General features: G+C 39.1%; 14 protein-coding genes and 1 tRNA gene. 8 read left to right on the forward strand and 7 right to left on the reverse strand.

All coding sequences use genetic code 11. The features are described from left to right. Positions 1-291: 291 nt before the first annotated feature. Positions 292-1,680 (reverse strand): dihydrolipoyl dehydrogenase, encoded by a 1,389-nt coding sequence (lpdA, locus tag HWV58_RS23920; RefSeq protein ID WP_175636527.1) that lies wholly within the window; start codon positions 1,678-1,680, stop codon positions 292-294. A 614-nt stretch (positions 1,681-2,294) separates the two neighbouring features. Here lpdA and HWV58_RS23925 point away from each other — a divergent pair. Next, complete coding sequence (locus HWV58_RS23925) at positions 2,295-5,711, forward strand: TonB-dependent receptor (protein ID WP_175636528.1); 3,417 nt, start codon at positions 2,295-2,297, stop codon at positions 5,709-5,711. An 87-nt stretch (positions 5,712-5,798) separates the two neighbouring features. Here HWV58_RS23925 and HWV58_RS23930 read toward each other — a convergent pair whose 3' ends face one another. The 4 genes from HWV58_RS23930 to HWV58_RS23945 form a co-directional block, all read right to left on the reverse strand. After that, on the reverse strand, positions 5,799-6,434 hold the full coding sequence (locus HWV58_RS23930) for an acetyltransferase (RefSeq protein ID WP_175636529.1): 636 nt from the start codon (positions 6,432-6,434) through the stop codon (positions 5,799-5,801). Positions 6,435-6,895: 461 nt separating this feature from the next. Then, on the reverse strand, positions 6,896-7,291 hold the full coding sequence (locus HWV58_RS23935; RefSeq protein ID WP_175636530.1) for a c-type cytochrome: 396 nt from the start codon (positions 7,289-7,291) through the stop codon (positions 6,896-6,898). 167 nt (positions 7,292-7,458) lie between these two features. After that, the gene (locus HWV58_RS23940) at positions 7,459-8,640 is read right to left on the reverse strand and encodes an AIR synthase related protein (RefSeq protein ID WP_175636531.1); all 1,182 of its coding nucleotides are present in this window, start codon (positions 8,638-8,640) and stop codon (positions 7,459-7,461) included. A gap of 711 nt (positions 8,641-9,351) precedes the next feature. Beyond that, entirely contained in the window at positions 9,352-11,526 is a 2,175-nt protein-coding gene (locus tag HWV58_RS23945; protein WP_175636532.1) for a glutamine synthetase III family protein, read from the reverse strand. Between the two features lie 203 nt (positions 11,527-11,729). Here HWV58_RS23945 and HWV58_RS23950 point away from each other — a divergent pair, with 203 nt between their 5' ends. Together HWV58_RS23950 and HWV58_RS23955 are read left to right on the forward strand one after the other, a co-directional pair. Then, positions 11,730-12,581, forward strand: coding sequence for an energy transducer TonB (locus tag HWV58_RS23950; RefSeq protein WP_175636533.1), 852 nt, complete (start codon positions 11,730-11,732; stop codon positions 12,579-12,581). Between the two features lie 17 nt (positions 12,582-12,598). Continuing rightward, on the forward strand, positions 12,599-12,949 hold the full coding sequence (locus HWV58_RS23955) for an FEKKY domain-containing protein (RefSeq protein ID WP_175636534.1): 351 nt from the start codon (positions 12,599-12,601) through the stop codon (positions 12,947-12,949). Positions 12,950-13,588: 639 nt separating this feature from the next. On the opposite strand, the gene purL is transcribed toward HWV58_RS23955, so the two are convergent. Beyond that, the gene (gene purL / locus HWV58_RS23960) at positions 13,589-17,287 is read right to left on the reverse strand and encodes a phosphoribosylformylglycinamidine synthase (protein ID WP_262890339.1); all 3,699 of its coding nucleotides are present in this window, start codon (positions 17,285-17,287) and stop codon (positions 13,589-13,591) included. Between the two features lie 148 nt (positions 17,288-17,435). Between purL and gloA2 the strand changes: the two genes are divergently transcribed. From gloA2 to fbp, 4 genes are all read left to right on the forward strand, one after another. Then, complete coding sequence (gloA2, locus tag HWV58_RS23965) at positions 17,436-17,816, forward strand: SMU1112c/YaeR family gloxylase I-like metalloprotein (RefSeq protein WP_175636536.1); 381 nt, start codon at positions 17,436-17,438, stop codon at positions 17,814-17,816. Between the two features lies 1 nt (position 17,817). Further along, on the forward strand, positions 17,818-18,519 hold the full coding sequence (locus HWV58_RS23970; RefSeq protein WP_175636537.1) for a tRNA1(Val) (adenine(37)-N6)-methyltransferase: 702 nt from the start codon (positions 17,818-17,820) through the stop codon (positions 18,517-18,519). 170 nt (positions 18,520-18,689) lie between these two features. After that, the gene (locus tag HWV58_RS23975) at positions 18,690-19,181 is read left to right on the forward strand and encodes a metallophosphoesterase family protein (RefSeq protein ID WP_175636538.1); all 492 of its coding nucleotides are present in this window, start codon (positions 18,690-18,692) and stop codon (positions 19,179-19,181) included. Positions 19,182-19,200: 19 nt separating this feature from the next. Beyond that, a complete protein-coding gene (gene fbp, locus HWV58_RS23980; RefSeq protein ID WP_175636539.1) occupies positions 19,201-20,280 on the forward strand; it encodes a class 1 fructose-bisphosphatase in 1,080 nt (359 codons plus the stop codon). On the opposite strand, the gene rnhA is transcribed toward fbp, so the two are convergent. Then, positions 20,277-20,744 carry a ribonuclease HI gene (gene rnhA, locus HWV58_RS23985; protein WP_175636540.1) on the reverse strand — a complete coding sequence of 156 codons (468 nt, stop codon included), beginning with the start codon at positions 20,742-20,744 and terminating at the stop codon, positions 20,277-20,279. The genes fbp and rnhA overlap by 4 nt on opposite strands. Positions 20,745-20,922: 178 nt before the next feature. Between rnhA and HWV58_RS23990 the strand changes: the two genes are divergently transcribed. Then, positions 20,923-20,996 (forward strand) — tRNA-His (locus HWV58_RS23990). Positions 20,997-21,207: the final 211 nt, after the last annotated feature.

Consider the following 21,207-nt stretch of genomic DNA (forward strand, 5'->3'; position numbering starts at 1 on the left):
AAAAAGAATACTAAAATTCTAAAACGGGATCATAATTGCTTAAAAATATCCCAAAAAGAACCACAAAACACTAAAATTTGGCAAGAGACCTTATTGGGTTGGGACCAGTAAAAATATAAAAACACTCTAAAAACAAAAAAGCGGATGGAGATCTTATGACCTACACATCCGCTAATCTTTTTATAGACCATTTTAAGTCTAGTTTTTCAGTGCCCTCGAATTAACTAAAGGGGTTCTGTAATAATATTGGTTTTAATTATGGTTTGGCCTTCTACCTTTAAACCTTTAACCTTATAAGTGGATTACCTCTCCGTATGCATCAGCGGCAGCTTCCATAATGGCTTCGCTCATGGTAGGGTGTGGGTGAACCGATTTAATCATTTCGTGTCCGGTAGTTTCTAATTTACGGGCCACTACGATTTCTGCAATCATTTCGGTAACGTTGGCACCGATCATGTGTGCACCTAATAACTCACCGTATTTGGCATCGAAGATTAATTTAATAAAACCATCTTTAGCACCGGCAGCACTTGCTTTACCTGAAGCTGAGAATGGGAATTTACCAATTTTTAATTCATAACCTGCTGCTTTCGCTGCTTTTTCGGTATAACCTACTGAAGCAATTTCTGGTGTGCAATAGGTACAGCCCGGAATGTTGTTGTAATCTAAAGGCTCTACATGCTGACCTGCAATTTTTTCTACACAGATAATACCTTCGGCCGAAGCAACGTGTGCAAGCGCTTGTCCGCCAACAACATCGCCAATAGCATAGTAACCTTTTACCGAAGTGTTGTAGAACTCATCAGTAACAATTTTACCTTTTTCGGTTTTGATGCCTGTTTCTTCTAAACCAATGTTTTCGATGTTGGCTACAATACCTGCAGCTGAAAGTACGATATCGGCTTCGATGGTTTGCATACCTGAAGCGGTTTTAACCGAAACTTTGCAACCTGCACCACTTGTATCAACCGATTCAACACTTGCTGAAGTCATTACATCGATACCGGTTTTCTTTAAGCTGCGCAACAATTGTTTCGAAACGTCTTCGTCTTCAACAGGTACTACGTTTTCCATAAATTCTACAATGGTTACTTTTGTTCCCATTGTGGCGTAGAAATAAGCAAACTCGACACCGATAGCGCCAGAGCCTACTACAACCATGCTTTTTGGTAACTCAGGGAGTACCATCGCCTGGCGGTAACCAATAATTTTTTTGCCATCTTGTTTCAGGTTAGGCAATTCTCTCGAACGTGCACCTGTAGCAATGATGATATTTTTAGCTGTAAGTTCTTTTTGCGAACCATCAGCACCTTTAACTTCTAATTTGTTGCCTGGTTTAACTTTACCAGTACCCATAATTACGTCAATTTTATTTTTTTTCATTAAAAATTGAACGCCTTTACTCATGCCATCGGCTACCCCGCGACTGCGTTTTACCACAGCAGCAAAATCGGCCGTTGCGCCAGCGGCTGTAATGCCGTAATCGGCAGCATGGTTAATATATTCGAAAACCTGAGCACTTTTTAAAAGGGCTTTAGTAGGGATACAACCCCAGTTTAAACAAATACCGCCTAATGATTCGCGCTCAACAATTGCAACTTTTAGTCCCAGTTGTGAAGCTCTGATCGCAGCTACGTAACCACCTGGGCCGCTGCCTAAAACAATAACGTCGTAATTCATCTGTTTTTTTTAGTTTATTTTTAATCTGCTTGATGGAGCTTATCCTAATTAAAATGAGCTAATTAGGGTTGGACCACATTTGTTTTAAACAGATTTGTTTTTTATCGCCTTGTGTTTTGCTGTAATCTTTGGGTAAAGGAGTCTCTGTGTGTACAGATTAATCTCGTGTTGATAGTTGCCTACGTTCACCTTACAAGAAGTTAAGGAAGCTAATCCTGTAACAATCGCTCAAAACTAAAAAAAAAATGTCAATTGACTAGACCAATGTTGAGATAGCAGTTAAAATTTACAATGGACGCATATTGCAGGTTTAAATTTAACATCGTGTTTTTGGTGTTTTCGTATTTGTAGATAGTCAAAACAAATGCGATGGCAGGTAGGGGTAATTGTCTTATTTCTAAGTGGGTATTTATTGTGAACAGTTGTTTTTTGAAAAATATCATTGTTGTGGCTTATTTTCTGCCTAAATATTAACCAATTATGGTTTTTGTTATTAATAATTTAGTTAGCTAGTCAAACGATTGATAAAGTGAAAGTTGTTGGTTTTTGTGTATTTGTTAAATGTTGAAAAATTATGACCAACTTAACCATAATTTAACATTGGATGTTAAAATGTGTTAAATTTTATTGGGTACATTTGCAGCATTAATTATCCTTTAGATTATTATTCAACAACAAAAAAACATTTAAAAAAAGAAAGTATGAAGAAATCTTTACTTTTAAGATTAGTACTGGTTATTGTTGCTTTTGTAGGTATCACTTTTGGTGCGGATGCACAGGTAACTACATCATCAATGACTGGAACAATTAAGGACGCCAAAGGCGCCTTACCTGGTGCGACAGTTAAGGCAACTCACACCCCTTCAGGAACAAGTTATACTGTTTCTACAAATAATGATGGACGTTTCTCTATTGGCAACATGAGAGTAGGTGGCCCATATTCTGTGGAAATAAGTTATATTGGTTTCAAACCCGCCAAAGTAAATGATATTTATTTAAAGCTTGGTGAAACTTATGGTGTAGATTATAAGCTAGATGATTCTGGTAATACTTTAGCCGAAGTGAGTGTGCAAGGAACTAAAAAAGTTACTGCCCTAAAAACTGGTGCAAGTACAAACATTTCTAGTAGAGATTTAGCCAGTTTACCAACGCTTTCAAGAAGTATTGCTGATTTTACTCGTTTAACTCCTCAAGCTAGTGGAAATAGTTTTGGTGGACGTGATGCCCGTTACAACAATATTCAAGTTGATGGTGCTAACCTTAATAACAATTTTGGTTTGAGTAATGACCCACTTCCAGGAGGAGGCTCTCAGCCAATTTCTTTAGATTCTTATGATCAGATTTCTGTTAACATTGCTCCTTATGATGTAAGACAAGCAGGTTTTACTGGTGCAAATATTAGTGCTGTAACAAAAAGTGGTACTAACACTTTTCATGGAACAGCTTATGGCTTTTATAGAGATCAGAGTTTCTTAGGTAAACATGTAGGTGATAATGATATCAGCTCAACAATAGTGGCTTCAAAATCTAAGACTTATGGTTTTAGCTTAGGTGGTCCAATTATCAAAAACAAGCTATTTTTCTTTGTAAATGCTGAAAAAGAAGAAAATTCAAAGCCAGGAATTAACTATTACGCTGCTGGATCTGGAGGTGCAGGTATTGCATCATCAACGAATGTTGCAGATTTAAAATCAGTATCTGATTATCTTCAATCAAAATTCGGTTACAACACTGGTTCTTATACAGACTTTCCCGCCTTTGCAACTGATAATCATAAAATATTAGCCAAATTAGATTGGAATATCAATAATAGTAATAAACTAACTTTAAAATTCAGTGATTTTAAAGGAAATGATGATCAACAATTAAATGCAACCAGTATTCCAAATGGAGCAGGTTTCAGGGTAACATCTGGTACAAACCCTACTACTGGTGCTCCGATATTATCTACTATATCAAGAGCTCCTAACAGCCGTTTTGGACCTAAGTCTTTTGCTTTTGCTAACTCTAACTATGCATTCGAAAATACTACTAGAACTGGTACTATTGAATTAAACAGCCGTTTAAGTAACAAGGCATCTAATCAGGTATTGTTGGCGTTGACAAAAAACCGTGCATTAAGAGTTTATGATGGTGGTGTTTTCCCAACAATAGATATTTACGATGGTACCGGAGGTAACTACATTACTGCAGGTATGGATCCGTATACTTTGAATAATGACGTTATTAATGATGTTTATAGTTTCACTGATAACTTTACATACTATGCAGGAAAACACACTTTAACCGCAGGTATAACATATGAGTACCAAAAAACAGGAAATATGTTTATGGCTCCAGCAAATAGCTATTATGCATATAATTCACTAAGTGATTTTCTAACTGATAAAGCTCCAGCTTATTATGCGTACACCTATTCACTAATCCCAGGCCAAAGTGCTGTTTATTCTGCACAATTGAAATTAGGCCAGGCAGGTGCATATATTCAGGATGAATATAATGTTAGCGATAACTGGAAATTAACGTTAGGCTTACGTGCTGATATGCCTATTTATCATGAAGATCCATTAAATAACCCAGCTACATCAGCCTTAAACTTCTATTCTTCAGATAATACTACTCTGAGACATTATTATACAGATAAATGGGCTAAGAATAGTGTGTTGCTATCTCCTCGCTTTGGATTAAGATATACATCGGATGATAAATCTTTAGTATTCCGCGGTGGATTAGGTGTATTTACAGGTAAAATTCCTTTTGTATTCTTAACAAACATCCCAACAAACACTGGTATGTATCAGTTTGGAGGTGCAATTAGTAATGCTAATGCAACAGGCTTAGCACAATTGGCTAATATTAAATTTAGCAGCAATCCTTCAGCATATGCTAATTTATTCCCAACTGCAGCAGGTACTACAAGTCCTCCCGCAGTTGTATTTATGGACGATAACTTCAAATTCCCTAAGGTATTAAGAGCTAATCTAGGTATCGATAAAAATTTAGGAAGTGGTTATATGTTTACTTTTGATGGATTGTATACTAAAGACATTAATGCTGTTCGCATGCGTAATGCAAACTTAACTAATGCCAATGGTATAATTAGTGAAGGTGGTTTAACTCGCCCTCGTATTATTGGAACTAATCGTTTAAATGCTGGAACGACTTCAGCTATTGTTCTTGAGAATACAATCAAAGGTTTTGCCTCTTCATTAACAGCGCAATTAAGTAAATCATACAGCAATGGCTTCTCTGGATCAATTGCATATACTTATTCTATAGCTAAAGAGGTTACTGCAAATCCAGGAAGTACTGCAAGTTCGGTATGGAATTCTAATCCTAATGTTGGTACTTCAAATGATCAGGAGTTAGGAAATTCAGCTTACGCAGTTCCTCACCGAGTAGTTGGTAATTTATCCTATCGTTTAGAATATGCTAACCATTTTGCTACGACTATCTCTCTTTTCTATCAGGGGATGACCCAAGGAGTTTATAGCTATGTAGTAAATGGCGATTTAAATGGCGATGGAAATAGTAGTGCAGATTTAATGTACATTCCTCGTGTAGGTGAAACAAACTTTGCAGCTTACACCGTTGGTACAGGTTCAACAGCAGTTACGTATTCAGTAGCTCAGCAAGCTGCCGCTTGGGAAGAGTTTATTAACAACTCTAAATATCTAAGCAAACACAGAGGCGAATACGCTAAGAGAAACGCTGCGACATTGCCTTGGTTTAACAAGTTTGACGTTAGATTCTTACAAGATATTTTTGTTAAAACTGGAAAGAACGGTAGACAAACGTTACAATTCAGTGCAGACATTATCAACTTTAGCAACTTGTTAAATAAAAATTGGGGAACTTATCAAAGATACGTGATTAATAATCCATTAACCTTCAGAAGTATTGGAACAAATAATCAACCTGTTTATAACCTTCAAAATGTTTCAGGTAAATTAATTACTGACCCATTGCAAGATGATATTAGTGTTAACAGTACCTATAGTATTCAATTAGGCTTAAGATATTCTTTTTAGTAAAAAATCTTATTTTAGCCAAAGCCCTGATCAATGCGATCAGGGCTTTTTTGTTGGTATAGTTGCTTTGGATAGACGATTATCCGCTTAAATTATTGCTTTTTTTACCCTTGCCGGAACCCCTGCCACCATCACATTTTCGGGTACATTCTGCGTAACTGATGCTCCTGCTGCGATGTAGGCCCCTTTGCCAATGGTTAGCCCCGGTATGATAGTTGCACCCGCACCTACAAACACACCTTCCTGAATATGAACATTACCGGCAACGGTAACGCCGGGAGATATGGTTACATAATCATCGATAATGCAATCGTGGCTAATGTTGCAAAGGGTATTGATAATGCAGTGGTTGCCAATACTAACCTGAGCATTAATTACTCCTCCGGGTGCAATACAGTTCCCTGTACCCATTGTTAGGGTTGGACTTAAGTAATTGTGTGGATAGATAATATTGATGAAGCTGTAGCCCTTTTCTGTTAAGAGCCTAATGATTGATTTTCGCTGGTAATTACCTATAGCTCCAATAAGCGCAACCTTTGATGAAGGCGGATATTGGTTGATGAAATCGTACAGCTGGATAACAGGTTTACGCAGGCTGGAATGCTGATCGTGGTGATCGACGTTGATGACATAGCCTGCTAAATTATATTCCTGGTAACTGCTAAAATATTCGCTCACTTCTGTTGCGTGTTTACCAGCACCCAGAATATATACGTCGATCATGAATTTATTCCAATTAGGTGTAATTTTTTAACGTTGAATATACGTTTATAGATATGGACTTAGACAGTGTACCGGTAAAAAGGTTTAATGTATCGATAAAGATATAATTGATTTTATGGTTATTTTGGTTTTATGTGCTTAATGAGATTCACATTTTCCAAAACATAATGATTATTCATCCGATTTAAAGAAATGGATTGAGATGCCTTTTGAAATCTCTAATGAAGAAAAGCCTGACTTTCTTTATCAGGAAAAGAAGGTAGAATGAGGAGAGGACCTTTTATAAATTTGGAGAAAGGACATAGGTGAAAAGAGGTGGTCTTATAAAGATATAGTTTGGCTATGAACTTGTTTCAACTTACTGAAAGTTTCAGAAAGTTCTTCAACAGGCTCAGGATGACAATACTATACTTAAGACAACCTCTTTTAATGTTTATAACTTAAAGCAATCGATTCTTAAATTACTTAGCCGGCTCTGTTTTACCATTGTGGCAGGTTACACAGGCAATCTGGGTAATGGTTTTTCCTTCCTGTAATGCTTTGTGGAAATATTTCTTATTGATCTTAGCTGTCATGCGCATCATATCGCGAGCAATTTCTTTTTCTGGTTTTTCATCACTGGCGAAATCCATTTTCCGTGGGTTATCTTTCATTGGAGCATGGCAATGACTGCAGCGTACGCCCAGTGCAAGCTTAAAATCGTCCATTACTTTATCAAGCTCTTCTTTACTGATGTTTTTAGGTAATACCTTTAAATTTTTTGCTTTTGGCTCTGGTTCGGGTTTTGGCATAAAGGCACTCAGGCTGAATGCAAAGCAAGCCAGTAAGGCCACTACTATGGTCTTTTTATAGTTCATGTTTTGTTAGTTTATTGTCACTAATATAGCTTTTTTGTAATGCAATAATGGTTTTTACCGATTGTAAAGAATTTATTGCATAAGGCCTGTTTACCGTAAAGCCATTAAACAAAAAAGGCTTCGGATTTTTATATCCAAAGCCTTTATATTAAACGCAAAACGGGAGCTTAGTTGTAAACAAATGTTCCTTTTTCGCTTTCGATAGTTACTTGTTTTTGTTCGCCTTTTTCTACGTGGCCGATAATTTTGGCATCGATATTAAAGCTTTTAGAAATTTCAATAATGCTGGCCGCAATCTCTTGTGGTACATAGAGTTCCATACGGTGACCCATGTTAAATACTTTGTACATTTCTTTCCAATCGGTACCCGATTCTTCCTGTATCAGTTTAAATAGCGGTGGTACAGGGAATAAATCGTTTTTAATAACGTGGATATCATCATTAATGAAATGCAACACCTTGGTTTGTGCACCACCACTGCAATGTACAATACCATTAATCTGACTGCGGTGTTTTTCCAGTATCTGTTTAATTATCGGTGCATAGGTGCGGGTAGGAGAGAGTACCAGTTTACCTACTGTTATTTTACCATGGCCTTCGATTTCGATTTCGTCGGTTAGTTTTTTGCCGCCTGAGAAAACCAGATCAAACGGCACTGCCGGATCGAAGCTTTCGGGATAAGCATTGGCTACCGATTTATCAAATACATCGTGACGGGCCGAAGTTAACCCGTTTGAACCCATACCACCGTTGTATTCTGTTTCGTAAGTAGCTTGTCCGGATGATGCCAGGGCTACAATTACATCGCCTGGTTTAATGTTATCGTTGCTGATGATCTCTTCGCGCTTTAAACGGCAGGTAACGGTAGAATCGACAATAATGGTACGTACTAAATCGCCCACATCGGCAGTTTCGCCGCCAGTAGAGTAAATTGAAATGCCTTGCTCGCGCAAATCGGCTAAAATTTCTTCTGTACCGTTAATTACAGCTGCAATTACTTCACCCGGAATCAGGTTTTTATTACGGCCTATGGTTGATGACAGGAGGATGTTATCGGTAGCACCAACACAGATCAGGTCATCAATATTCATGATGATGGCATCCTGGGCAATACCTTTCCAAACTGAAATATCGCCGGTTTCTTTCCAGTACACGTAGGCTAATGATGATTTGGTACCTGCGCCATCAGCATGCATGATATTGCAGTAGGCTTCATCTCCACCTAAAATATCGGGGATGATTTTGCAGAATGCTTTTGGGAAAATTCCTTTATCGATGTTTTTGATGGCATTGTGCACATCTTCTTTTGAGGCAGAAACGCCACGTTGATTGTACCTGTTATCACTCATGTTGCGCAAAGATAACTTTTTAAGGTGGAAGGTAAAAGGGGAGAAGGTAAAAGGTTGATAGAAAATCCGAAGTCCCAAGTCTGGAGTCGATTGCGCAAAATAAATAATCAGAAGAGGTTTGGAAGTGAATGGTCGTTTTTCATGGCGGTTTGCAGCCCCGCTTTTCCTACTGCCGTTTTAAAGTTGTCGGTTAGAAAAATAATTAATGGATAAAACGGCATCCGTACAATCGGGCTTAGGACACTTAGTTTGGTTCGTTATGCAGGGCTTTTTCTTTGCACCGTCTTCTATTAAATAAGCCTGATTGATTGCTGTGAAAGATAGATTAAAATTTAACGGAAACGAGATCAATAGTAAGCGTTATAAGATTGCTTCGCCGATGAAAAATCGGCTCGCAATGACGGGTTTTGTGGAATGAATAAATAACAAGTTTGCAGTTTTCAATTGGCAGTACTAATGAACTAATGACCAGTTTGCAGTTTTCAATTGGCAGTTTGCAGTACTAATGAGCTAATGACCAGTTTGCAGTTTTCAATTGACAGTTTGCAGTACTAATGAACTAATGACCAGTTTGCAGTTTTCAATTGGCAGTTTGCAACACTAATGAACCAATGACTAATGAACCACTGACCAATGAACGATTGAACCAAAAGAAAAGGGCATAAAGTTTGAAACCTTACGCCCTATACCTTAAACCTTACGGCTTAAAATCTATTTCATGAATAACAATTCTCTGAATTTTGGTAAAGGCCAAACGCTGTCGTCAACGATTTGCTCTAGTTTATCAGCGTGGTAGCGGATTGTATCGAAGTAAGATTTAACTTTCTCATCGTAAGCAATCGCTTTTTCGCGGGTATCTTCCAATTTGTTGGTTACTTTACGTTCTTCTAGCATCGCATCGATATTGGTTTTGACGATATCTAAGTGCTCAGATAGTTTTTTAACAATTTCTAATGAAGATTTGCTATCAACACCAAGTTCTTTTAATCCTTTAACGTTTGCAATTAATGAGTTCTGGTAAGCAATTACAGCAGGGATAATCGCTGTGTTAGCTACTTCACCCATTACACGAGCTTCGATCTGTAATTTTTTATAGAAGTTTTCTAACATGATTTCATGACGGGCATGAATTTCACGTGCGCTATAAATACCAGTTGTTGCAAATAACTCAGCCGATTTCTCAGTTAAGTAAGCATCTAAAGCTTTAGGTGTAGTTTTGATGTTTGATAAACCGCGTGTTGCAGCTTCATCTTCCCACTCCTGGCTGTAACCATTACCTTCGAAACGGATTGCTTTTGATTCTTTGATGTATTTTTTGATAACTGTTAATAAAGCGATGTCTTTTTTGTCACCTTTCTTAATTAACTTATCAACTTCACCTTTAAATTTAACCAATTGCTCGGCCATGATCGCGTTTAAGATCGTCATTGGAGCAGAAGAGTTTGCAGACGAACCTACAGCTCTTAACTCAAATTTGTTACCTGTAAAGGCGAAAGGAGAAGTACGGTTACGGTCGGTGTTATCTAATAAAATCTGAGGGATTTTAGGGATACCTAACCAAAGTGCATTATCTTCTTTGATTTTTTTGCTGATACGTGAGTGCTCGATCTCGTCTAATACATCGTTCAATTGTGAACCTAAGAAGATAGAGATGATTGCAGGTGGCGCCTCGTTAGCACCTAAACGGTGATCGTTGCTTACTGATGCAATACTTGCACGTAATAAATCTGCATGCTCGCTAACTGCTTTAATGGTGTTAACAAAGAAAGCAAGGAACATTAAGTTGTTTTTTGGCGTTTTACCTGGAGCCAATAAGTTTTTACCGGTATCGGTAATTAACGACCAGTTGTTGTGTTTACCTGATCCGTTGATACCTGCGTATGGTTTTTCGTGTAATAAAACACGGAAGTGGTGACGACGGGCAACTTTTTCCATCAAATCCATCAACAATTGGTTGTGGTCGATAGCTAAGTTGATTTCTTCATAAATTGGCGCACACTCGAATTGAGATGGAGCAACCTCATTGTGACGGGTTTTTAAAGGAATACCTAATTTTAAAGCTTCGTTTTCGAAATCTACCATGTAAGTGAATACACGCTCAGGAATAGAACCGAAATAGTGATCTTCTAATTGCTGGCCTTTAGCAGACATGTGTCCGAATAAAGCACGGCCGGTTAATAATAAATCCGGACGGGCGTTGAATAACGACTCATCAACAAGGAAATATTCTTGCTCAATACCTAAAGAAGCATTTACTTTAGTGATGCTTTTATCGAAATACTGGCAAACATCAACAGCAGCTTTATCTAATGCAGCTAATGCTTTTAATAAAGGTGCTTTATAATCTAACGCTTCTCCTGTATAAGATACGAAAACGGTAGGGATACAAAGGGTTTTACCTGCTTTACTTTCCATAATGAAGGCTGGAGATGAAGGATCCCATGCAGTATAACCACGAGCTTCGAAAGTATTACGGATACCACCGTTAGGGAAACTCGATGCATCTGGCTCTTGCTGAACCAAAGCGCTACCTGCAAATTTTTCAATTGCACCTTCACCGCTAGGCTCAAAAAACGAATCGTGTTTTTCGGCTGTAGTACCGGTTAAAGGCTGGAACCAGTGTGTATAGTGGGTTGCACCAGCAGCCATAGCCCATGATTTCATGGCAGTAGCAATCTGGTTTGCGTCTTCTGCGTTAATTAACTCACCTTGATTGATAGATGAAATTAATTTCTCATACACGTCTTTAGATAAGAAATCTCTCATTTTTTTCTTATCAAATACATTAGCGCCAAAAAAGTCAGAGATTTTTGTTGAAGGTGATTTAACTTCTGGTGAAATTCTGTTTTGAGCCTCTTTTAATGCGATGGTTCTTAAGCTTTTCATTAATTTGTTATGTTTTTTGTCAAAAATAGTATATTTTATTAATTTTCGTAAAAAAATCGTATTTTTTGTATCAATTTTATTGAAAACGAAATAAAAAAATGTTTTTCGAGGGTGAAATTTCATTTTTTGTAAAGAAAACAGATTTTTTGAATGTTTTATGGAATCGGTGATTTTGCTGCATCATCCTATAAAACTTTAAAACTATGTTCAACTCTTCGATTAACGTGTACAAAACCGAGTGGCTCGATCTTGTATTTGCAGACCGCAACAAAAATTATGGCGCTTATGATTTAAGATCTAAATCTTCGTCGATTATGACCCGGGCACTTTTAATAGCCGGAGGTTTGTTTTTATTGTTGGCCTTTTCTCCTTTAATTTATGCTAAAATCTTTCCAAAGGAAGTTAGTCCGAAGGAAGATAGTGAAGTGACCAGGATTGTTCCGACAGATCTTATTCACCAAATGAAAAAAGAAGAACCAAAATCGGAAAAGAAACCTGAACCAGCAAAAGCCGATCCGGTGAAAGTTAAAACCCTGGCACTTCCTTCGAAAATAGTGGTTGTAGATAAAGTGGATATACCTGAACCACCTAGTTTAAAAGAAATTGAAAAAGCAGTAATAAGTAATGTTACTCAGGATGGTGTTGAAAAACCTAATGCGGTGATAAATGAGAACAAAGGTGATGGCAATGGAACCGGAACTGCTAAAGATGGCGCAGGAACCACCGATAATAATGAATACCTTCCTAGTGGTATAGATGAATATCCTGAATTTACCGGCGGAGCTAAGGCGTGGTCTAAATATATGGAGCGTAATTTAAGGTATCCTTATCAAGCGCAAGATGCAAATATTCAGGGTAAAGTGTTTGTAAGTTTTGTGGTAGAACGAGATGGCTCGGTTAGCGATGTAAAAGTATTGAGGGGACTAGGTTTTGGTTGTGATGAAGAAGCCATGAAAGTAATTAAAAAATCGCCGCTCTGGAAACCTGGAAAAAATAAAGGCGTTCCGGTTCGGGTACGATACAACATGGCCATCAATTTCCAGATCTCTAATTAAAGTTTACCAACCTAATTATGAAAAAGCACACTTTAATATGGATGATTCTTTGCCTGATTTCGGTTCAGTTAAATGCTAAACCCGGAATGTTTGATGATCGTATTAAAAAAGAGAGCATTAAACAGGCCAATGCGGATATCCGTAAAGGACAGCTTAAGTTTCTCATCCACGGAGGTATTGCATCTATCCATGTTAAAGGTCAGGAAATATTTGAGCGAAAATACGGCTTGGAGTACTATGATTTTGGGTGTGTAGCGCCTTCGGATATCAACATTGCAGATTATAATAAAGTAATAGCTTCTTTTATGGATCGTAAATATGGAAAAGGCTGGAGAAAAGAGGTGAGGAAGGATATTAGGGGGATATAGGATGGAAGAGGGAAGATGTGAGATGGAAGAGGGAAAATGGATAATGGAGGATGATGCATGTACAATGGAAAAGGCTGTAGGAAAGATGTGAGGAAGGATATTAAGGGGATTTAAGATGGAAGAGGGATGATGGAAAATGGAAGAGGGAAAATGGATGATGGGGAATGGATGTACATCTTCCATCTCACATTTACCATTTTACATATTTAGTAGGGGTTGGGTAAATTGAAACGGTTTGGGCGATGCTCAGGCCGTTTTTTATTTTCAGATCGTCACCCTGAACTTCCACATACAGACCATCATTTCGAGGGTTAATTTATTGTATAAAAATCAATATGAATGACAGGGATAGCCGAACGGCATTGATCTACTCGAAAAATCGTCATTGCGAGGAGGAACGACGAAGCCTGCCTGCAGCAGGCAGGCAATCTTTCATGCCGGTAATTCTTGCTATAAAGATTGCTTCGTCGGCTGAAAAAGCCTTTTCGCAATGACGAATGTGTTTAAACAAAAAATGGATGATGGTTTTTAGTCCCATCATCCATTTTCCATTAATTATTATGAGTTGTATACTTTCTTGCCATAGTGCCATTAAAGTTGACAACTCTGGGAATACCATTTACATCTTCTATCAATTGATTACCCGTGGTTTTCGATCCACTTGCGGGCGTTTACAAAAGCTTCCATCCATGGCGAAACTTCGTCTTTTCTGCCTGCCGGGTAATTTGCCCAGTGCCATTGGAACAATGAACGTTCAATGTGTGGCATCATTACCAGGTGACGGCCGGTTTCATCGCACAGCATTGCGGTGTTGTAATCAGAACCGTTCGGACTGGCCGGGTAGGTTTCGTAAGCGTATTTGGCTACAATTTTGTATTGATCTTCTGCGTATGGTAACGAGAATCTTCCTTCGCCATGCGATACCCAAACACCTAAAGTACTGCCGGCAAGGCTTGATAACATTACCGAATTGTTTTCCTGTAAGGTTAAAGAGGTGAAAATACTTTCGTGTTTACCACTTTTGTTATGCAGCATTTTAGGTTTATCGGCGTGGTCTTTATTAATTAAGCCCAGCTCAACAAATAACTGGCAGCCGTTGCAAATACCTACCGATAGTGTATCAGGACGGGCAAAGAATTTTTCTAAAGCAATTCTCGCTTTATCGTTATATAAAAATGCTCCTGCCCAGCCTTTTGCCGATCCTAAAACATCAGAATTTGAGAAACCACCCACAGCACCAATAAACTGAATGTCTTCTAAGGTTTCTCTGCCGGTAATTAAATCGGTCATGTGTACATCTTTCACATCAAAACCAGCTAAGTACATGGCGTTTGCCAGTTCGCGTTCAGAGTTACTTCCTTTTTCGCGGATAATGGCTGCTTTTGGCCTTGGTTTGGTTTCGTCGATTACTGGTTTTTTACCGTCAAAAGTAAGCGGGAAGCTGTAGTTTAAAACGTGGTTTTTATAATTATCGTAACGCTCTTTGGCTAAACCGGCACCGGTTTGTCTGCTATCTAACAGGTAAGAAGTTTTGAACCAAACATCACGCAGGTGATCGATATCAAAACTAAAGCTGTCGGCAGCATTTTTAACTTCCAGCGTAGCTGAAGTACTTACGGTACCAATTTTATGGAAAGTAACACCGTTTTCGGTTAATGTGGCTTCTGCAGCAGCATCAGCCTGGAAAACTACGGCAATATTTTCGGCAAAAAGCAATTTAATGCTATCCTGCTCTGCTAAAGCCGATAAATCTAGCTGAGCACCTAATCCGCGGTCGGCGAAACACATTTCCAACAGAGTAGTAATTAAACCACCGCTACCTATATCGTGTCCGGCCTGGATTTGGCCCGCTTTTATTAATTGTTGTAAAGTGTTAAATGCATTTTTAAACTGAACTGCGTCTTTAACATCAGGTGTTTCTGTACCTACTTTATTTAAAATCTGCGCGAAAGATGAACCGCCCAGTTTATAACTATCGTTTGAAAGGTTGATGTAATAAATAGCACCACCATCTTTTTGTAATACCGGCTCTACTACTTTGGTAATATCATCGCAGTTGGCACCTGCAGAAATAATCACTGTTCCGGGCGCAATAACATCGCCGTTGGCATATTTCTGTTTCATTGATAAGGAATCTTTTCCGGTTGGGATATTGATGCCTAAATTGATTGCAAAATCAGAACAAGCTTTAACAGCTGAATATAACCTGGCATCTTCACCTTCATTTTTACAGGCCCACATCCAGTTGGCAGAAAGCGAAACGCTTTTTAAACCATCTTTTAAAGGTGCCCAAACAATGTTCGAAAGTGATTCTGCAATGGCATTGCGGCTACCAGCAGCCGGATCAATCAGCGCCGAAACAGGAGCGTGACCAACTGAAGTGGCAATACCTTCTTTGCCCTGAAAATCTAAAGCCATTACACCACAGTTGTTTAATGGCAATTGTAACGGACCAGCGCATTGTTGTTTGGCTACGCGTCCGCCCACACATCTGTCGACCTTGTTGGTTAACCAATCTTTAGCAGCTACGGCTTCTAATTGAAGTGTTTGCTCTAAATAGGTGTTTAACTGGCTGGCATCGTAATTCAGGTTGCTGTATTTACGGTCAACGGTGCTATCTTCCATTACGATTTTTGGAGAACTGCCAAACATGGCCGCCAGCTCTAAATCCATAGGTTTTAAACCGGTAGTTGCCGATTTAAAGGTGAAACGGTGATCTCCGGTAACTTTACCAACAGTATACATCGGTGAACGCTCGCGGTCGGCAATTTTTTGTAAGGTTTCGATATGATCGTTGCCGATTACCAATCCCATTCTTTCCTGCGATTCGTTGCCGATAATTTCTTTGGCTGAAAGTGTAGGATCGCCTACCGGAAGTTTATCAAGGTTAATTAAACCACCGGTTTCTTCAACAAGTTCTGATAAACAGTTTAAGTGACCGCCTGCTCCGTGATCGTGGATAGAGATAATCGGGTTATGATCGCTTTCTACCAAACCACGTACTGCGTTTGCGGCACGTTTTTGCATTTCGGGGTTCGATCTCTGGATGGCGTTCAATTCGATGCCACTTCCGTGCTGACCGGTATCAGCAGATGAAACTGCTGCACCACCCATTCCAATTCTATAATTTTCGCCACCAAGGATTACGATATTATCGCCTTCCTGTGGCTTAAGTTTTTGTGCCTGACTTGCTTTACCGTAGCCAATACCACCTGCAAGCATAATTACCTTATCAAAACCCAGGGTACGGTTATCTTCTTCGTGTTCGAAAGTTAAAACAGAACCGGTAATGAGCGGCTGACCAAATTTATTTCCAAAATCGGTAGCGCCATTGGATGCTTTGATCAGGATATCCATTGGCGTTTGGTACAACCATTGTCTTTCCTCTACACCTTGTTCCCATGGGCGATTATCTGCTAAACGCGAAAGGGCAGTCATGTAAACTGCTGTTCCGGCCAAAGGTAAAGAACCTTGTCCGCCAGCTAAACGGTCTCTGATTTCGCCACCTGAACCGGTTGCTGCGCCGTTAAAAGGCTCAACAGTGGTAGGGAAATTGTGTGTTTCTGCTTTTAAAGAGATTACTGAATCGAAATCGCTCAAAGCATAAAAATCAGGCTGATCGGCACGTTTCGGTGCAAACTGCTGAACTTTTGGGCCTTTAATAAAAGCAACGTTATCTTTATAAGCGGAAACAATATCGTTAGGATTTTCTTCTGAAGTTTTGCGGATTAACTTAAATAAAGAGGTTGGCTGCTCAACACCGTCAATCACAAATTTTCCGTTAAAGATTTTATGGCGGCAGTGCTCTGAATTTACCTGTGAGAAACCAAAAACTTCCGAATCGGTTAATGGTCTTTCTAATTTTTGCGCTAAAGAGTTTAAGTATTCAACTTCTTCATCACTTAAAGAAAGGCCTTCTTGTTTATTATAAGCTGCAATATCAGTAATTTCTAAAATCGGCTCAGGTTTAATGTTAATGGTATAAACTTCCTGATCAATCTTATCATATTTTTGAGAAAGCATCGGGTCGTAATCAGCAAAGGTTTCGTTAACCTGCTTAAATTCTTCGATCCTGATGATACCCTGCATGTCCATATTCTGGGTAATTTCTACTGCGTTGGTACTCCATGGAGTAATCATAGCTGCCCGTGGCCCTACGAAAAAGCCTGTTAGAGCTGTTTCCTGTGAGATTTTGGCACCGCCAAATAACCATTCGAGTTTAGTAATATCAGTTGTAGAAAGCGCTTTGTCTGTTTGTAAAACAAAAACCGCCTGCGATTGACTAAGGAAGAAATGAATCATGCTTTTTTTTTGAAGTCGCAAATTTAGCGTTTTTATATCGAAAAACTGGTGTACTATGGTGATTGAATGAGAGAATTTTGAATGATTTTAAAATAATGACCGAATGATTAAATTTTGAATTAGAGAATGTAGAACTTTGCAAATCATTCAATCATACACTCATTCTTTAATTCATTCCTTTTTTATGTTACGTATCCATCATATTGCCATTATTTGTGCTGATTACGAAAAATCGAAAGATTTTTATGTAAATAAGCTGGGTTTTACTGTGCTGGCCGAGGTTTACCGAGTGGAGCGCAAATCGTATAAGCTGGATTTGGCGGTGAATGGTGTTTATCAGATTGAGCTTTTTTCTTTCGAAAATCCACCCGCACGGCCGTCGCGCCCAGAGGCACAGGGTTTACGGCATCTGGCCTTTGAAGTTGACGATATTGAAAAGGAGATCTCGCGTTTAAGTGCTCAGAGTATTGTAACAGAACCTATTCGCATTGATGAATTTACCGGTAAACGCTTTACTTTTTTTGCTGATCCGGATGGTTTGCCTTTAGAGCTTTACGAGATTTAGGATGAGTATTTTCAAGTTCAAGCAATTTCAGGTCGACCAAACCGGTTGTGCCATGAAAATTAACACTGATGGGGTATTGCTTGGCGCAATGGTAGATCATCAATTGCCCAGGCGTATTTTGGATATTGGCACCGGTACAGGGGTAATTGCCCTGATGCTGGCGCAACGTTTTCCTGAGGCTGTTATACAAGCAGTAGAAATTGATGAAAAGGCAGCGGAAACTGCTGAACGGAATTTTCAACAATCGCCATTCAATCATCGCTTAGCCATCAACAATATAGCAATTGAACAATACGTCCATTCAGAACAATTTGATCTCATTGTTTCTAACCCGCCATTTTTTGTGAATGATCTCCGGAATGAAGAAGTAAGAAAAGGAATCGCCAGGCATGCCGATGCGGGTTTTTTCGCTATGCTGGTGAGAAAAATAAATGAATTGCTGACTGCCGAGGGCGAAGCATGGCTGATCCTCCCGGTAAAACAAGCCGATGAAGTGATATTTCATGCCCGGCATTATGGAATTGTACTTATGGCTCGCGTGCATATTCATTCCGATCGGTCTAAAGCTACTTTCAGGCAGATCATTCGCCTGGGGAAAAAGAAGGCCGCAACACAGGAAAGTGATTTTTATCTGTATGAAGATTTAAAAGTGCATACTGCTGAGTATAAAATACTACTGAAAGATTTCTTTTTGGCTTACTGATTTAATGTTGAGCCAAATGTCAAGATTGTACAATTATAACGGCGTATTTTTGTAAAGTATTTCAGTCTTTTGTTGCGACTTTTAGGTTTTTTGTTTGTTGGTTTTTGATTAGTTTTTGTGCTTTACGGCTGTTATATCCTGTAAATTAAAGGCACAATTAAGTTTACATAATGAAAAAAATAGGATTAATTTCAGATACACACGGTTTTTTAGATGATGCGGTTTTTAAGCACTTTGAAAGTGTAGATGAGATCTGGCATGCCGGTGATTTTGGTCCGGATGTTGCCGCCCCTTTGGCCGCTTTTAAACCTTTGCGTGGTGTGTTTGGGAATATAGATGATGCGGAGATCAGAAATGAATTTCCTGAGAAAAATCGATTTAGCTGCGAAAGGGTAGATGTATGGATGACACATATTGGCGGATATCCAGGGAGATACTCATCTTTAGTAAAGCCTGAAATATACACTAACCCTCCGAAATTATTTATCACAGGGCACTCGCATATTTTGAAAGTGATGTTCGATGAAAAGCTAAAATGTTTGCATATAAACCCCGGAGCAGCGGGAAAACACGGTTGGCAGAAAGTGAGAACCTTGATCCGCTTTTGCATTACTGATGAAAATATTCATACCTTAGAGGTCATAGAGTTATCGGGTAGATAATGTAAAATGTACACTAAGCATGGTTTGTGGCGTTAAAACACTAGGACAATTTATTATAGAAAAACAGGCAGATTTTCCCTATGCCAAAGGCGAACTTTCGAGGCTGCTGCGGGATATTGGTATTGCTGCAAAAATCGTTAACCGCGAAATTAACAAGGCGGGTTTGGTTGATATCCTGGGGGATATGGGCACAACCAATATTCAGGGTGAAGAACAAAAGAAACTGGATGTGTATGCTGACGAGCAGTTTATCGCTGCTTTAACCAGTGGGGGCGAATGTTGTATTGTAGCCACTGAGGAGGAAGATGAAATTATCCACATTGATTCGCCGGTTTCGCAAAATGCAAAATACATTGTGTGTATTGATCCGCTGGATGGCTCGTCCAATACTGATGTGAATGTTGCCGTGGGTACTATTTTTTCGATTTACAGGAGAAAATCGGTAGAAGGCAGGGCCAGTTTAGCCGATGTACTGCAAAAAGGTACCGAGCAGGTTGCTGCGGGCTATGTTATTTATGGCTCATCGACTATGCTCGTGTACACTACAGGAAAGGGAGTTAACGGTTTTACGCTGGATCCATCAATCGGTGAGTTCTGTCTTTCGCACCCTCAAATGAAAATACCCGAAACCGGCTACATGTACTCGGTAAACGAGGGGAACTATGTACATTTTCCGGACGGGGTTAAAAAATATATCAAATACTGCCAGGTAGAGGATGAGGCTACCAAACGCCCTTATACCTCGCGTTATATTGGTTCGATGGTGGGCGATATTCACCGCAATTTAATCAAAGGTGGAATTTATATCTATCCTACAACTGCGCGCTCGCCTAAGGGAAAACTGCGTTTGCTTTATGAGTGCAACCCTATGGCTTTTATTATTGAGCAGGCAGGAGGGAAGGCCAGTACAGGTTTCGACCGGATATTGGATATTCAGCCAACTGAACTGCACCAACGGGTACCTGTATTTATCGGGTCGAAAAATATGGTAGCCAAAGCGGAAGAAATGATGCTTTTATATACGGCCAAATCAATTTCGCTTGAAGCAAAGGTAGAAAACACACTGCAGGATCTGGGAGTGGTAGGCGGAATTGACTAGCTACCCTTAGCTCTTTCTACTTCAAATACGGTATCGATAGCAAGATTTTGTTTGTCTTGTGAGGCAAAAACCGCTAAACGGTCGCAACGCTCATTCTCCGGGTGGTCGTTGTGACCTTTAATCCACACGAATTTCACTTTATGAAGTTTATAAAGTTCTAGGAAACGCAACCATAGATCTTTGTTTTTCTTGTCTTTGAAATTTTTGGTTACCCAGCCAAATACCCATTTTTTTTCTACCGCATCTACAACATACTTAGAATCGGAGAAAACCGTAACCTGCTGGTTTAAGCTTTTAAGTGCTTCTAAACCTTTAATTACGGCAAGGAGTTCCATGCGGTTATTGGTGGTCATCCTGAAACCGCCGCTTAACTCTTTGTAATGTTGTCCGGCCCTTAAAATAGTACCCCAACCACCTGGTCCGGGGTTTCCACTGGCTGCTCCGTCTGTGTAAATTTCGATCATAAACGCCGTAAAGTTATGTTTTTAACGCCAAAATAGCTTGTCTTATCTGTTGCTGAATTTTTTTTTCAAATTCAAACAATTGAATGTTAAGGAATTAAAAATTTGTTGTAAAAACTTTAGCAAAAATATTTGCAGGGAATGTTAAAAGTCGTACTTTTGTGACATCAAAAAAAACACGGTGGCTGTAGCTCAGTTGGTTAGAGTATTGGTTTGTGGTGCCGAGGGTCGTGGGTTCGAGCCCCATCAGCCACCCCCAGTGGGGCAAAGATTTTTTCGAAGATTTTTGCCCCATTTTTTTTGCCTTCAACTCTTTGTTTTTCAGGTAGATATGTTGGGGATCAAGCGGAAAAGTTGGGGGGATATCTTTTATGCATATATTTTCGATAATCTGAATAAGAAGAATTTAACATCCCTTACACCTCTCGATGTTGCTCTAAAGGCTTTGATCTTAGCATTGAAAGAT

The sequence above is a fragment of the Pedobacter ghigonis genome, from assembly GCF_903166585.1.
Classification (GTDB): domain Bacteria; phylum Bacteroidota; class Bacteroidia; order Sphingobacteriales; family Sphingobacteriaceae; genus Pedobacter; species Pedobacter ghigonis.

What these genes read in the sequence shown, in the direction of transcription:
- lpdA (WP_175636527.1), bottom strand. Translation starts at nt 1,680, where the DNA reads ATGAATTACGACGTTATTGTTTTAGGCAGCGGCCCAGGTGGTTACGTA.
- HWV58_RS23930 (WP_175636529.1), bottom strand. Translation starts at nt 6,434, where the DNA reads ATGATCGACGTATATATTCTGGGTGCTGGTAAACACGCAACAGAAGTG.
- HWV58_RS23935 (WP_175636530.1), bottom strand. Translation starts at nt 7,291, where the DNA reads ATGAACTATAAAAAGACCATAGTAGTGGCCTTACTGGCTTGCTTTGCA.
- HWV58_RS23940 (WP_175636531.1), bottom strand. Translation starts at nt 8,640, where the DNA reads ATGAGTGATAACAGGTACAATCAACGTGGCGTTTCTGCCTCAAAAGAA.
- HWV58_RS23945 (WP_175636532.1), bottom strand. Translation starts at nt 11,526, where the DNA reads ATGAAAAGCTTAAGAACCATCGCATTAAAAGAGGCTCAAAACAGAATT.
- HWV58_RS23950 (WP_175636533.1), top strand. Translation starts at nt 11,730, where the DNA reads ATGTTCAACTCTTCGATTAACGTGTACAAAACCGAGTGGCTCGATCTT.
- HWV58_RS23955 (WP_175636534.1), top strand. Translation starts at nt 12,599, where the DNA reads ATGAAAAAGCACACTTTAATATGGATGATTCTTTGCCTGATTTCGGTT.
- gloA2 (WP_175636536.1), top strand. Translation starts at nt 17,436, where the DNA reads ATGTTACGTATCCATCATATTGCCATTATTTGTGCTGATTACGAAAAA.
- HWV58_RS23970 (WP_175636537.1), top strand. Translation starts at nt 17,818, where the DNA reads ATGAGTATTTTCAAGTTCAAGCAATTTCAGGTCGACCAAACCGGTTGT.
- HWV58_RS23975 (WP_175636538.1), top strand. Translation starts at nt 18,690, where the DNA reads ATGAAAAAAATAGGATTAATTTCAGATACACACGGTTTTTTAGATGAT.
- fbp (WP_175636539.1), top strand. Translation starts at nt 19,201, where the DNA reads ATGGTTTGTGGCGTTAAAACACTAGGACAATTTATTATAGAAAAACAG.
- rnhA (WP_175636540.1), bottom strand. Translation starts at nt 20,744, where the DNA reads ATGATCGAAATTTACACAGACGGAGCAGCCAGTGGAAACCCCGGACCA.